Source organism: Pantoea sp. X-Soil-OKNW-713 (assembly GCF_059730685.1).
On record NZ_AP035995.1, the window covers coordinates 1,007,147 to 1,020,998 of the forward strand.

General features: G+C 56.9%; 11 protein-coding genes. 6 read left to right on the forward strand and 5 right to left on the reverse strand.

Going from position 1 to position 13,852, the window contains the following annotated elements; translation table 11 throughout:
• Positions 1–30: 30 nt before the first annotated feature.
• Entirely contained in the window at positions 31–1,320 is a 1,290-nt protein-coding gene (locus AC6I8R_RS04525) for an HAAAP family serine/threonine permease (protein ID WP_415174248.1), read from the forward strand.
• 57 nt (positions 1,321–1,377) lie between these two features.
• On the opposite strand, the gene AC6I8R_RS04530 is transcribed toward AC6I8R_RS04525, so the two are convergent.
• The 3 genes from AC6I8R_RS04530 to dbpA all read right to left on the reverse strand — a co-directional run bounded on the left by AC6I8R_RS04530 (position 1,378) and on the right by dbpA (position 5,726).
• Positions 1,378–2,952: a methyl-accepting chemotaxis protein gene (locus AC6I8R_RS04530; RefSeq protein WP_415174247.1), complete on the reverse strand. Its 1,575-nt coding sequence runs from the start codon at positions 2,950–2,952 to the stop codon at positions 1,378–1,380.
• Between the two features lie 298 nt (positions 2,953–3,250).
• Complete coding sequence (locus AC6I8R_RS04535) at positions 3,251–4,213, reverse strand: chemotaxis protein (RefSeq protein WP_021185919.1); 963 nt, start codon at positions 4,211–4,213, stop codon at positions 3,251–3,253.
• A gap of 133 nt (positions 4,214–4,346) precedes the next feature.
• Positions 4,347–5,726 (reverse strand): ATP-dependent RNA helicase DbpA, encoded by a 1,380-nt coding sequence (dbpA, locus tag AC6I8R_RS04540; RefSeq protein ID WP_497831954.1) that lies wholly within the window; start codon positions 5,724–5,726, stop codon positions 4,347–4,349.
• A gap of 392 nt (positions 5,727–6,118) precedes the next feature.
• On the opposite strand from dbpA, the gene AC6I8R_RS04545 reads away from it, so the two are divergent.
• A complete protein-coding gene (locus AC6I8R_RS04545) occupies positions 6,119–6,316 on the forward strand; it encodes a hypothetical protein (RefSeq protein ID WP_021185917.1) in 198 nt (65 codons plus the stop codon).
• A 77-nt stretch (positions 6,317–6,393) separates the two neighbouring features.
• On the opposite strand, the gene AC6I8R_RS04550 is transcribed toward AC6I8R_RS04545, so the two are convergent.
• The gene (locus tag AC6I8R_RS04550) at positions 6,394–7,755 is read right to left on the reverse strand and encodes an amidohydrolase family protein (protein ID WP_497831955.1); all 1,362 of its coding nucleotides are present in this window, start codon (positions 7,753–7,755) and stop codon (positions 6,394–6,396) included.
• Between the two features lie 89 nt (positions 7,756–7,844).
• Positions 7,845–8,705, reverse strand: coding sequence for a LysR substrate-binding domain-containing protein (locus AC6I8R_RS04555; RefSeq protein WP_208724923.1), 861 nt, complete (start codon positions 8,703–8,705; stop codon positions 7,845–7,847).
• 87 nt (positions 8,706–8,792) lie between these two features.
• On the opposite strand from AC6I8R_RS04555, the gene AC6I8R_RS04560 reads away from it, so the two are divergent.
• The 4 genes from AC6I8R_RS04560 to lldD all read left to right on the forward strand — a co-directional run bounded on the left by AC6I8R_RS04560 (position 8,793) and on the right by lldD (position 13,808).
• The gene (locus tag AC6I8R_RS04560; RefSeq protein WP_497831956.1) at positions 8,793–9,965 is read left to right on the forward strand and encodes a cyanate transporter; all 1,173 of its coding nucleotides are present in this window, start codon (positions 8,793–8,795) and stop codon (positions 9,963–9,965) included.
• Positions 9,966–10,180: 215 nt separating this feature from the next.
• On the forward strand, positions 10,181–11,836 hold the full coding sequence (gene lldP, locus AC6I8R_RS04565) for an L-lactate permease (RefSeq protein WP_415174244.1): 1,656 nt from the start codon (positions 10,181–10,183) through the stop codon (positions 11,834–11,836).
• Positions 11,833–12,618, forward strand: coding sequence for a transcriptional regulator LldR (lldR, locus tag AC6I8R_RS04570; RefSeq protein ID WP_013508051.1), 786 nt, complete (start codon positions 11,833–11,835; stop codon positions 12,616–12,618). The genes lldP and lldR overlap by 4 nt, the downstream gene beginning before the upstream one ends.
• Positions 12,618–13,808: an FMN-dependent L-lactate dehydrogenase LldD gene (gene lldD / locus AC6I8R_RS04575; RefSeq protein ID WP_021185913.1), complete on the forward strand. Its 1,191-nt coding sequence runs from the start codon at positions 12,618–12,620 to the stop codon at positions 13,806–13,808. The genes lldR and lldD overlap by 1 nt, the downstream gene beginning before the upstream one ends.
• The last annotated feature ends 44 nt before the right edge of the window (positions 13,809–13,852 follow it).

Consider the following 13,852-nt stretch of genomic DNA (forward strand, 5'->3'; position numbering starts at 1 on the left):
TTTTGATTAAGAGTAATTCTGGAGAGACAGATGGAAACCTCGCAAACCGGCACATTAGGTGCCGTTGAGGCGCCCGCAAAGGGCTGGCGTAAAAGTGACACCGTGTGGATGCTGGGGTTGTACGGCACGGCAATTGGCGCAGGCGTGCTGTTTCTGCCCATCAATGCCGGGGCAGGTGGTTTGATTCCGTTGATTATCATGGCCGTTCTCGCCTTCCCGATGACGTTTTATGCCCATCGTGCCCTGACGCGCTTTGTTCTCTCCGGGAAAAATCCCGGCGAAGATATTACCGAGGTGGTGGAAGAACATTTTGGCGCAGGTGCCGGTAAGATCATCACGCTGCTCTACTTTTTTGCTATCTATCCCATTCTGTTGATGTACAGCGTGGCGATCACCAATACCGTTGACAGCTTTATCGTGCATCAGCTGGGCCTGGTATCGCCACCGCGTGCGGTGCTGTCGCTGATTTTGATTGTCGGCATGATGACCGTGGTGCGGTTTGGTGAGCAGATGATCGTTAAAGCGATGAGCGTGCTGGTGTTCCCGTTTGTTGCGGTGCTGATGTTGCTGGCCTGCTATCTGGTGCCACACTGGCACGGTGCCGCGCTGGAGACGTTGTCATCCGGCCAAAGCAGTGGCGACAGCAATATCTGGATGACGCTGTGGTTAGCCATCCCGGTGATGGTGTTTTCCTTCAACCATTCTCCGATCATCTCTTCATTCGCGGTGGCGAAGCGTGAAGAGTATGGCGCTGCGGCGGAGCAAAAGTGCTCACGTATCCTCGCCAGTGCGCATTTGATGATGGTGCTGACAGTAATGTTCTTTGTCTTTAGCTGCGTACTGAGCCTGTCACCCGCCGACCTTGATGCGGCCAAAGCGCAGAACATCACCATCCTGTCTTATCTGGCGAACCACTTTAATGTGCCGATGATCGCCTGGCTGGGACCGATTGTGGCGATGGTGGCGATCACCAAATCGTTCCTCGGTCACTATCTTGGTGCGCGTGAAGGTTTTAACGGCCTGGTGATTAAGTCACTGCGCAGCCGTGGCAAGAGCGTTGCGCCACAACGTCTGAACCGAATGACGTCGCTGTTTATGCTGCTGACCACCTGGCTGGTGGCGACAATGAATCCGAGTATTCTGGGGATGATTGAGACGCTTGGCGGGCCAGTGATTGCTATGCTGTTGTTCCTGATGCCGATGTATGCCATCCAGAAAGTACCGGCGATGCGCAAGTACAGCGGCAAAATCAGCAATGCCTTTGTGGTGATTGTTGGGTTGCTGGCAATCTCTTCGATTTTCTATTCGCTGGCGAATTAAACCCAAATCCGTAACGGCGCGCTTTATTTATCGCGCCGTTACGGTTGAACGGCGTGGTTACACCACGCTCAGTTCCATGCTTCGACCGGTCTTAAACACGCTCATCGACTGCGCCAGACGCTCGGCCTGTTCCTGCAAGGCCTGAGAGGCTGCCGAGGCTTCCTGCACCAGTGCGGCGTTCTGCTGCGTCACCGCTTCCATCTGGGTAATCGCCAGATTGATCTCGCTGATACCGCTACTCTGCTCGCTGCTGGCGATGGTGATTTCACTCATGATATCCGCCACGCTCTTCACGCTGTTCACCACTTCACCAATGGTTGAACCGGCATGAGAGACCAGGCGGCTCCCTTCATCCACTTTCGCGACAGAATCTTCAATCAACACTTTGATCTCTTTGGCTGCGGAAGCTGAACGTTGTGCGAGGTTACGCACTTCGCTGGCCACCACGGCAAAGCCGCGTCCCTGTTCACCGGCACGCGCCGCTTCCACCGCCGCATTAAGCGACAGGATGTTGGTCTGGAAGGCGATAGAGTCAATGACGCTGATAATGTCGACGATCTTCTTCGAGGAGAGCGCAATGGCTTCCATCTTCTCAATCACCTGTTCCATCACCACGCCACCTTCTTTCGCCACATCAGAGGTGTTGGCGACCAGTTTATTGGCTTCGCGCGCGTTTTCGGCATTGTGCTTCACGGTGGAGGTCATCTGCTCCATGGCAGAAGCGGTCTCCTCCAGTGAGCTGGCCTGCTGCTCGGTACGTGAAGAGAGGTCAAGGTTGCCGCTGGAAATCTGATTTGATGCCACGGCGATGGTGTCGGAACCGGCGCGCACATCCGAAACGATGGTCAGCAGGTTGTCGTTCATGCTTTGCAGCGCACGCATCAGCACGCCTGTTTCATCGGTACTTTTGACTTCGATATGGGTGCTGAGATCGCCTGCTGCCACTTTCCCGGCAATCTCCACTGCTTCATTCAGCGGGCGCACAATCGAACGGGTCAGCAGGAAGCCGAGGATAATGGAGGCCACAATCGCCACGGCGGAGAACACCAGCGTTACCATGATGGCGGTGGAACCATCGGCAATGATGTTAATACCTTCATTCTGTAACTGCTCGGACTGAGAAGCGGCAAAAGCATTGGCGCTATCCAGAAAGGCGTTTTGCGTGTCGGTAATCTTTTTCAGCACAAAGATGCTGGAGGCTTCCAGATCGCCCGATTTGACCAGCGTAACCAGTTGGTCTTTCTGTTGTTCAAACAGATGGCTGGCATCCAGCAGACCAGCAATCTTCTTTTTACCCACAACCGTGGTCTGGATGGCTTCGATCTTTTTCATCGCGCTGTTGGTACGGTCAGTCGCCTCGGCCAACTGCTGGAAGCGTTTGACGTTATTTTCCGGGCGAGTGGTATCAATCACGATGCCGCGCAGGTATTTGATCTGATCGTTCACACCATCACGCACATCATAGGCCAGTCGTACTTTTACATAACGATCTTCCACGATCGAGGTGATGCCATTTTTAATATTGCTGATTTTGGTGATAGAGGTGATCCCCACCACGACCAGCAACGCCACGACCAGGCCAAAGGCGATGCCCAGCCGGACACCGACCTTCAGGTTCTTAAAGCTCAACATAGGTTTCTCCCCGTGATGCCAAAAAGTTTGGTTTGCAAGATAGAAAAGCAGATGGAACATCTGCGTCAGGTTGATGTTTTTTAAGCGGAAATTGCTTACTTACTGCGGCGGGGGTAGTCTTGACCCGCACGCGCAAGCGCTAGGGTTATCGGATGTTAATGTTTTTACTTTAATTTTTTAGAGGTTTGTCACAAAAACTCCGCAGGGGAGTTGTAGCGGCGCGATTTATCGCGCAATTCCATGCACGATGCTGGAAAAACCCGCGCGATAAATCGCACCGCTACGGCAATGGTAAGCATTAACGCGCTGCTTCCAGGACCCGATAAATCACATTCGACAGTTCATTGATTTCAAATTTCGCCACGTAGCCATCGGCACCCACTTTACGCACATGGTCTTCGTTGGCACTGCCGGAGAGTGAAGAGTGGATCACCACCGGGATATGACGCAGCACATCATCGCGTTTAATGTTACGCGTCAGGGTGAAGCCGTCCATTTCGGGCATTTCGAGGTCGGTCAGCACCAGCGCGATTTTGTCGTGGATCGACTCACCTGCCGCCTGCGCTTCCTGTTGCATCTGGGTGATTTTCTGCCATGCCTCAAGACCGGTGTTATGCATCAGTGCCGGAATGCCCATACTTTTCAGGCCTTGCTCCAGTAGCTGGCGCGCCACTTTGGAGTCTTCCGCCACAATCGCGACCTGACCCGGTTTCAGGTTGAAGTTTTTCACGGTTTCTTCACCCGGCTCGACACCACGAACAGATGGAATGATGTCATACAGGATCTGTTCCACGTCCAGTACCAGCGCCAGATTGTTGCTTTCTCCGTCGCTGTCGAGACAGGCGATACTGGTGATATTACGGCTACCAATGCCCGCTTCAGCGGTATGCACCTGATTCCAGTCGAGGCGCACAATATTCTCTACCGATTCCACCGCAAACGCCTGGGTGCTGCGGGCATATTCGGTCACCAGCAGCAGGTTGAGGCCGGTTTCCGGGGTGCAACCGGTCACCGCCGGTAGATCAATCACCGGGATAAACTGGTCACGGATGCTGGCCATGCCCAACAACGGCGATTGCATTCCGGCAGCACGGGTGATGTTCGGCATCGGCACGATTTCACGCAGTTTGAATACGTTAATCCCGTACAGCTCGGATTTGCCTTTCCGCTGATCGGAACCGAGGCGGAACAACAACAGTTCGAATTTGTTTGATAACGCGAGGTTAGCGCGTTCATCGATCTCTTTCTGGAAATTATCCATCCTGGCCTCGCTCAGGGCTGCGTTAAGGGCATGGCAACATCGCCGTGATGGAGTTATCGGCAGGATGGTTAAAAAATAGAGAGCGGCGGGTGGAATTTTGACGTGAGGGCGAGCGCCCTCACGTTTTAGCGACTTATTTCAACAGGATGGCACGTACGCTTTTCCCTTTGATCTTGCCTTCTTTTAGCTTGATCAATGCGGCTTTGGCCTGGGAGGCAGCAATCGCCACATAGGCATGGGTTGGAGTCAGATCGATCTTACCGATCTGATCGGCACTGAATCCGGCCTCACCGGTCAGCGCACCGAGAATATCGCCAGGGCGAATTTTCGCTTTACGACCACCATCAATGCATAACGTCATCATGGTAGCTGGCAGCGCCTTCGCCGCACTGCCTTTCAGCGTGCTGGCGGCAACCCAGTTGAGTGATTGTTGCAGATAATCTTCCAGCGCATGGGCGCGCGCCATCTCATCGGCGGCGACCAGACTGACCGCCAGACCGGATTCACCGGCGCGGCCGGTACGACCAATGCGGTGCAGATGCACTTCCGGGTCCCACGCCAGATGGAAATTCACCACCAGCGCCAGCGATTTAATGTCCAGACCGCGTGCTGCCACGTCGGTGGCAATCAGCACCCGGATGCTGCCGTTGGCAAAACGGATCAGCACACGCTCGCGGTCACGCTGCTCAAGATCGCCATGCAGCGCAAGGGCGCTGATTTGGCGATCGTTCAGGGCGGCAGCAATATCATCACACTCACGTTTGGTGTTGCAGAACACCACGCAGGAGGTGGGCTGCTGCTGGCTGAGCAGGGCGCTCAACAGATTGATGCGTTCACTGGCGTTGACTTCAATAAAGCGTTGCTCAATCGCTGGCAACTCGGCTTCGGTTTCGGTCGCCACCGCCAGTGCATCACGCTGGTAGCGTTCGCTCAGGCTGGCAATGGTATCGGGCCAGGTGGCAGAGAACAGCAGCGTCTGCCGTGACGAGGGGGTAAAGCCGATGATGGCTTCCATATCATCACGGAATCCCATCTCCAGCATACGGTCGGCCTCATCCAGCACCAGAGTTTGCAATTGGCTGAGATCGAGGTTATCGCGTTTCAGATGATCAAGAATGCGTCCCGGCGTGCCGACCACAATATGCGGGGCGTGTACCAGCGAATCACGCTGAGCGCTCATCGGCTGGCCGCCACACAGCGTCAGGATCTTAATGTTACGCGTGAAACGCGCCAGCTGACGCAGCACATTGCTGACCTGATCGGCCAGTTCGCGTGTCGGGCAGAGCACCAGCGCCTGAGTATGAAACTGGCTGCTATCAATCCGCTGGAGCAGGCCGATACCAAAGGCGGCGGTTTTGCCGCTACCGGTTTTCGCCTGAGCACGCACATCGCGCCCCTGCAAAATGGCGGGCAGGGCGGCAGCCTGGATTGGCGTCATGGCGTCAAACCCCATCTCGCGCAGGTTGTCGAGTTGGCTGGTGGGCAGTTGCGTCAGGGTAGAAAAAGCAGTCACGGAACAGTCTCTGATATCGGGCGGAGTTGCGGCGGCCAGTCTGGCAGAAAGGGCCTGTCTCATCAATGATAAATCACGCGGCAATCAGCGGGATGATCACTGCGGGGAATCAATAAGCATCTGGCAATATTTGGTTTATTTTTCGACGGTTATTGTCGCAAAGTTCTAATGAATTTTCCGAAAACTCTCATGATCATAAAACCATCGCAACTGAAAAAAAGCTGAGTTAATCAGACGATAGCGGCATGCTGGCGGCACGATGGCGACCATTTGCTGCTGTTATGTTTATGTGTCCCGTCTGTTACAGGAAATTCCGATTAAAATCGTTCTCTGGATTGTTTTATATTTAGCGCGCCATTTGGCGATATAAAACAACTTCAGAGGTCACTTCATTGAGTCACTACGTCCAGGGACAAAACGAGGACATTCTGAAAATCGTCGGCCGCGCCGTGTTAACCCTACACATTCACGGAGAGACGCTGTCATCTGACAAAGTCAGCTCCATGATTGCCTGTTACGCGGAAGAAGAGCCTGTCAGCGACGAAGAAAACCAGCGGCTCTATGCGCTGGCTATTCAGATGTTATCGTAATAATCCAGCACGGCAGGGGACGCACCTTGTCCCAGCCTTTACGTTCATAAAGCCTCCTTCCCGGAGGCTTTTTTGCTTCAGGCGGCGTACACGGCGGTACCGCGTCGGAAAGTGGCATGAACCGGCGCAATGCGCGCCACCGCTTCGGCGGAGCAACTGGCTGCCACCAGCATCATGCTGGCCTCATCCTGGAGCTGTGGCCACTGACGTTCACCCTGACTGGATAACGGCAGAATACCGCCGGTGGCGATATGCAATGCCCGGCTCAGGCCAAACTCATCGGAGCCACGGTACAGTTGCGCATACAAATTGGCTTTCTCCAGCATGCTACCGCTGCCAAACGGCGACCAGTGATCGATCACGCTATCGGTGCCGGTCATCACCGTAATTCCTGCCGCCTGCAATTGCGGCAGCGGCATAGTCAGCTTGCCGATAGGGATGGTGGAGGCCACACTCATCTGCTGCTCGGCCATCCCGTCAATCATTTGATCCAACGCTTTTCCTTCCAGCGTGCCCAGTGCAAAGCCGTGACTCAGGGTCACTTTCCCCTTGAGCAGCGGGTTTTTCGCGATGGTATCCACCATATATTGAATCGCCGCCACGCCTGCCGGGGAGGATTCATGCAAATGGATATCCACGCCGCGCTGGTAATCAAGGGCGGTCTGGAACATCGCATCCAGCGATGCCTGCATGGCGCCGTCCACGTTAGTGGGATCGAGGCCGCCGACATATTGCACGCCAAGCGCCATCGCTTCGCGCATCAGGCCATCCACCTTTGAATGCAGCAAACCGTGCTGGGGAAAGGCGACAATTTCGCAGTCGAAATCCGGGTGATTAGCCAGCGCCAGCTTGAGGTGTTCCAGGCTTTTCAGGCCGCTGACGGGATCGATATTGCAGTGGCTGCGCGCTGCGGTGCTGCCCTTACTTTGCAGCAGGCCAATCAGTGCTTCGGCCCGTGCCTGCGAGGTGGGCAGCAGTTGTGGGATCAGCACCTGCTCACGGGCGATCATATCCATAATGGTTTTGCCCTGACGTGGCCGGGGGGCCTGCCAGGGGCCGCTGTAAAAGGTTTTGTCGAGATGGATATGCATATCGCGGGTGCGTGGCAGCAGCAATAAACCCTGTGCATCCCAGTTGGCTAAGTCGCTGTTACGCGCGCTTCCGGCCGGATCGATGGCGATAAATTTCCCGTCGTTAATGGTGATGTCATATAACGCGGTACGCGTGGCAATCACCTCGTTACCTTCACGTTCGAAACCTTCTTCGAGGCGTACATTCAACAATTGGTAATGGCGGGTGCGGGGCAGGGCTGGACGTTCGGAGTGGGTGACAACGGTCTGGCTGGCGTGGCCCATACCCGCCGCCAGCAGGCTACCGGCGGCGGTCCAGCGAACTGTCTGGCTAAGGAAATCACGACGGCTGGGGGAAGAGAGTTGCATCAGAGGCTCCAGTCAAAAGGGAAAAACCTAATCTGGCAAAAGCCTCGCCGCTGCGCTGCGATATTTACCACTGGCTGGCAGTGGTAAAATCACTGCCAACGCAACTGACAAAAATCCACCAGCGCGGCGGCCAGTGCCTGTTGCAGAGCGTCCTGTGGCTGACGGCAAAACAGCGCCAGCTCGAAATGGCTGATTACCGGCAATCCCTCGGCCTCGCCCAGCACACGATGTTGTGGCAGGCGGCAACTGGCGGGGAGTAATGTCAGCCCCAGACCCGCCGCCGCCGCGCTGGCTAACGCCACCAGGCTGGTGCTGCTGTAGCTGATGCGCCAGCTACGACCCAGACTATCCAGCGTCTGGCACATCTCCTCGCGATACAAGCCCAGTTGCGGAAAAACCACCAGCGGCAGCGGGTTTTGTGCAAAGCAGGGGTGATCGGCGCTATCGAGCCACAGCAGCGGTTCCGGTCTGGCTGCCAGCGGGCGTTCGCCGCCCGGCTGCTTAATCAGCATGATATCGAGCTCTTCTCGCTGCCATGCCGCGTGCAAATCAACATACATTCCGCTCATCACATCCAGCCGCAATTGCGGGTGCTGGCGGCTAAAATCGGCCAGCAAACCCGCTGTGGGGGCGGCAAAATCTTCCGGCACACCGAGACGCAAAACACCATCCCGCCATTTGTCGCTCAGCACATCGTGTGCCTCACCGTTCAACGCAATGATGCGGCGCGCGTAGCCCAGCAGTTTTTCCCCCTCTTCGGTGACGGCCACCTGATGTGAGGTGCGTTGCAGCAGCGCTTTGCCCACCATCTCCTCCAGACGTCGCACCTGCTGGCTGACGGTAGATTGTGACAAATGCACCCGGTCGGCGGCGCGGGTAAAGCTGGCGGTTTCACACACCGCGACAAAGCTTAATAACTGTTGCGGGGTAAACATCGGCTGACGATTCATTTTTCCACTGTTCACTATGGTGTTATTTCATTTCCAAATAGTAACCGTCCCTGCCATCCTGACAACCTTTTCCCCGCAGGATTGTGTATGACCCGACATTCCAACGGACCGACGCTCGCCGCCCTGGTGCTGGCCGGGCTGAATATGCGTCCGTTACTCACCTCCGTCAGCCCGTTGCTGGGACAGTTACGTCAAAGTATCGGCCTCTCTCCGCTGGCAGCGTCGTTATTGCCCGCCGTCCCGATGATGATGATGGGCGCGGTTGCGCTGCTGGGCGCACCGCTGATGCAGCGCCTGCCATTGCGACGCCTGCTGCTGGCAGGATTAACGTTATTGCTGGTGGCGTTGGCGGCGCGTGGCGCGATCGCCGAGGGGCGCTGGCTGGTGTTGAGCGCATTATGCGGTGGGCTGGGCATTGGTATCGTGCAGATGGTGATGCCAGGGCTGATTCGTCAGCGCTTTTCCCGACGCAGCACGGCGGTGACCGGCTTATGGGCCGGGGCGCTGATGGGCGGCGGTGGCCTGGGGGCGGCATTATCGCCGTGGCTGAGTACGCATCTTGGCTGGTCGCTGGCGTTAAGTGAGTGGGCGCTGCCGGTGTTGCTGGCGATCCTCATCTGGCTTTGGCTCCGGGTGCCGGGCACTCACGAGAGCAACCCGCTGCCGTTGCCGTCCTTGTGGCGCAAACCCCGCGCCTGGACGCTGGCGCTGAGTTTTGGCCTGGTGAATGGTGGCTATGCCACCTGTGTCGCCTGGTTGCCGGATGCGTATCAACAACTGGGCTGGTCGGCACAGGCCGGTGGCGCGTTACTCGCGGTGATGATTGCGTTACAGGTGACGGGCGCGTTGCTGATGCCGTTGCTGGCGCGCGGCAGCGATCGTCGTCCACAACTGATATTTAGCCTGGCGTGCCAGCTGATCGGTATGGCTGGTTTTCTGCTGGACCCGTTGTTGGTTCCGTGGTTATGGGCGGCGATTGCCGGATTTGGTCTTGGTGCGGCCTTTCCATTGGCAATGGTGCTGGCGCTGGAGCATCTGCCGCAGCCACAGGCTGGCGCGCGGTTGGTGGCTTTTATGCAGGGCTGGGGCTTTATCATCGCGGGCTGCATGCCGTTTATTGCCGGCCAACTGCATACCGTCACCGACAGTTTTACCTCCGTGTGGTTGATGCAGGGAGCGGTGGTCGTGGGGCTGATCGCGCTTAATTTTCGCTTCCATCCCCGCAGTTATCGTCAGGCCTTTGGTCAACCAGGTCTTTAATTGGTCCTACCAATGTAGCAAAAATGTTTCCATGAGGTCACATAACACGAAAAAACACGCCAGTTTCGTTGCTTTAGGTTAACAATACGTTAACTATCTGGAGCCAGAAAGCCCGGGAAACTGATTTTTGGTCCGACCAATTCAGTGATAAACACGGGCAGTAACGCGTGGCGCAACCGTCACGCAGGCTTCTGATGACCTCTGGAGATCACGCTATGCAGGTCTGGCAACAAAATTACGATCCTCTCAATAATATCTGGCTCTCCAGCCTGGTGGCGGTGATCCCGATTGTGTTCTTTTTCTTCGCACTGATTAAGCTCAAGCTGAAGGGCTATCAGGCGGGCACGGCAACGGTGGTGATTGCGCTGCTGGTGGCGCTGCTGTTGTACGGCATGCCGGTGGGACAGGCGCTGGCCTCGGTGGCGTATGGGTTTCTTTATGGTTTGTGGCCAATTGCCTGGATCATTGTCGCTGCGGTCTTTGTCTACAAAATCTCGGTTAAAACCGGCCAGTTCGATATCATTCGTGCCTCGATCCTGTCGATCACCCCTGACCAGCGTTTGCAGATGCTGATCGTCGGCTTCTCTTTTGGCGCTTTCCTCGAAGGGGCGGCGGGTTTTGGCGCACCGGTGGCGATCACCGCAGCCTTGTTGGTGGGGCTAGGCTTCAATCCGTTATATGCTGCCGGGCTGTGCTTGATCGTCAATACCGCGCCGGTGGCATTTGGCGCGATGGGGATTCCGATTATCGTTGCCGGGCAGGTGACCGGGCTGGACAGTTTTCATATCGGACAGATGGCCGGACGTCAGTTGCCATTCCTGACCATCATCGTGCTGTTCTGGATCATGGCGATCATGGATGGCTGGCGTGGAGTGAAAGAAACCTGGCCTGCGGTGATGGTGGCGGGGGGATCGTTTGCCATTGCGCAGTTCCTCAGTTCTAACTTCCTTGGTCCGGAATTGCCGGACATCATTTCGTCACTGGCGTCCCTGATCTGCCTGACCTTGTTCCTGCGCCGCTGGAAGCCGGTCCGTATTTTCCGTTTTAACGACATGGGCGCTTCCATAGTGGATCAGGATCTGTCGCGCCAGCGCTATAGCGCCGCTCAGGTGATCCGTGCCTGGATGCCGTTCCTGTTCCTCACGGCAACCGTGACGCTGTGGAGCATTCCGCCGTTCAAAGCGTTGTTCGCCAAAGGCGGGGCGCTGTATGACTGGGTGTTTACCGTGCCGGTGCCGCTGCTGCACGAGCTGGTGGCACGTATGCCGCCGGTGGTGGCAAATGCCACGCCTTACCCGGCGCTGTTCAAGTTTGATGTGGTGTCAGCGACCGGCACCGCGATTCTGGTGGCGGCAGTGCTGTCGGTGCTGTGGTTACGCATGAAGCCAAAAGCCGCTATTGCCACCTTCGGTGAAACCCTGAAAGAACTGGCGCTGCCGATTTACTCGATTGGCATGGTGCTGGCCTTTGCCTTCATCTCCAACTATTCCGGTCTTTCCGCCACTTTAGCCCTGGCGCTGGCCCATACCGGCGATGCATTCACCTTTTTCTCACCGTTCCTCGGCTGGCTGGGCGTGTTCCTCACCGGCTCGGATACCTCCTCCAATGCGTTGTTTGCGGCACTCCAGGCCACCACCGCGCAGCAGATTGGCGTATCGGATGTGCTGCTGGTGGCGGCCAACACCACCGGTGGCGTAACGGGTAAGATGATTTCACCGCAGTCGATCGCCATTGCCTGTGCGGCCGTGGGCCTGGTGGGCAAAGAGTCGGATCTGTTCCGTTTTACCGTCAAACATAGCCTGATTTTTACCTGTATGGTCGGCGTGATCACCACGCTTCAGGCGTATGTCCTAACCTGGATGATTCCATGACTGAAAACACGCCGCGCTTAGCGGATACGTTGCGGGCGCGGCTGCGCGCCTGGATTGATGAGCATCAGTTGCAACCCGGTATGCGTTTACCGGCGGAGCGGCAGCTGGCGGCGGAATTCGGCGTCTCACGATCGTCGTTGCGCGAGGCGATTCAGCAACTTATCAGCAGCGGCGTGTTAATCAGCCGGCGGGGCGGCGGCACCTGGCTGCGTCAGCCGCAGGAGCCGTGGTCAGAGCAACGTATCGTCGAACCGATTCGTCAGTTACTGGCCGCCGACCCGGATTATCGCTATGACATCCTCGAAGCGCGCCACGCCATCGAAGCCAGCACCGCCTGGCACGCGGCGTTACGCGCCACCGAGGCGGATAAAGAGAAGCTGCAATACGCCTTTGACGCCACGCTGAAACTGAAAGAGAGCGACGACCCGGACCTGGCGGCTCAGGCGGATGTGCGCTTCCATCTCGCCATCGCCGAAGCCTCGCACAACGTGGTGTTGTTGCAGACCATGCGAGGTTTCTTCGATCTGCTGCAATCCTCGGTGATGCAAAGCCGTCAGCGCATGTACACCCAACCGGTGATTTTTGACCGCCTGACTGAACAGCATCAGGCGCTGCTGAACGCCATTCTGGCGGGCGATGCCGAAGCCGCGCGCCTGGCGGCAATGGACCACCTCGGGTTTGTGCACACCACGCTAAAAACCCTGCATGAAGATGAAGCGCGACAGGCGCGCATTACCCGCCTGCCGGGCCATGACCTGGATAAACGCAAGGAAAAACCCTGATGATCATTTCTGCTGCAAGTGACTACCGCGCCGCGGCGCAACGTATTCTGCCGCCATTCCTGTTTCATTACATTGACGGGGGAGCTTATGCGGAGCATACGTTGCAGCGCAACGTGGCGGATCTTGCTGATGTGGCATTGCGTCAGCGCGTGCTGAAAAACATGTCCGATCTCAGCCTTGAGACCAAATTGTTTAATGAAACCTTATCGATGCCGGTGGCGCTGGCACCGGTTGGTCTGTGCGGCATGTACGCGCGGCGCGGCGAGGTACAGGCGGCGCGTGCTGCGGCGCTGAAAGGTATCCCTTTTACCCTGTCAACGGTGTCGGTGTGCCCGATTGAAGAGGTGGCGCCGACGATTAACCGCCCGATGTGGTTCCAGTTGTATGTGCTGCGCGATCGCGGGTTTATGCGTAACGCCCTGGAGCGCGCCAAAGCGGCGGGGTGCTCAACGCTGGTGTTCACCGTGGATATGCCGACACCGGGCGCGCGCTACCGCGATGCGCATTCCGGTATGAGCGGCCCGCATGCTGCGCTGCGTCGTTACTGGCAGGCGGCGACCCATCCGCAATGGGCGTGGGATGTGGGCCTGCATGGTCGCCCGCACGATCTCGGTAATATCTCCACTTATCTCGGTAAACCCACCGGGCTGGAAGATTATATTGGCTGGCTGGCGAACAACTTTGATCCGTCGATCTCATGGCAGGATCTGGAGTGGATCCGCGAATTCTGGGATGGTCCGATGGTGATCAAGGGCATCCTCGATCCGGAAGATGCCCGCGATGCGGTGCGCTTTGGGGCCGACGGGATCGTGGTATCGAATCACGGTGGGCGTCAGTTGGATGGTGTGCTGTCATCGGCGCGTGCGTTACCGGCTATTGCCGACGCGGTGAAGGGCGATATCACCATTCTGGCCGACAGCGGCATTCGTAACGGTCTGGATGTGGTGCGCATGATCGCCCTGGGTGCCGACAGCGTGCTGCTTGGACGTGCCTTCCTTTATGCCCTCGCCACCCACGGCCAACGTGGGGTGGAAAACCTGCTGAATCTTATCGAGAAAGAGATGAAGGTGGCGATGACGTTGACCGGAGCGAAAACTATCGCCGATATCACGCGAGATTCGCTGGTGCAGGCCAATGCGTTGTTGTCCGAGGCGGGGTTGGCCCCGGCGCGTCCGCGTGCGGTGAGTTGATCCGTCAGAGTGAAGGGGGTTGGCTATACTTACTCCCTGTCTGA

Coding starts and splice junctions, on each gene's coding strand:
- AC6I8R_RS04525 (WP_415174248.1), top strand. CDS start 31: ATGGAAACCTCGCAAACCGGCACATTAGGTGCCGTTGAGGCGCCCGCA.
- lldD (WP_021185913.1), top strand. CDS start 12,618: ATGATCATTTCTGCTGCAAGTGACTACCGCGCCGCGGCGCAACGTATT.
- AC6I8R_RS04535 (WP_021185919.1), bottom strand. CDS start 4,213: ATGGATAATTTCCAGAAAGAGATCGATGAACGCGCTAACCTCGCGTTA.
- AC6I8R_RS04550 (WP_497831955.1), bottom strand. CDS start 7,755: ATGCAACTCTCTTCCCCCAGCCGTCGTGATTTCCTTAGCCAGACAGTT.
- AC6I8R_RS04560 (WP_497831956.1), top strand. CDS start 8,793: ATGACCCGACATTCCAACGGACCGACGCTCGCCGCCCTGGTGCTGGCC.
- lldR (WP_013508051.1), top strand. CDS start 11,833: ATGACTGAAAACACGCCGCGCTTAGCGGATACGTTGCGGGCGCGGCTG.
- AC6I8R_RS04530 (WP_415174247.1), bottom strand. CDS start 2,952: ATGTTGAGCTTTAAGAACCTGAAGGTCGGTGTCCGGCTGGGCATCGCC.
- AC6I8R_RS04555 (WP_208724923.1), bottom strand. CDS start 8,705: ATGAATCGTCAGCCGATGTTTACCCCGCAACAGTTATTAAGCTTTGTC.
- lldP (WP_415174244.1), top strand. CDS start 10,181: ATGCAGGTCTGGCAACAAAATTACGATCCTCTCAATAATATCTGGCTC.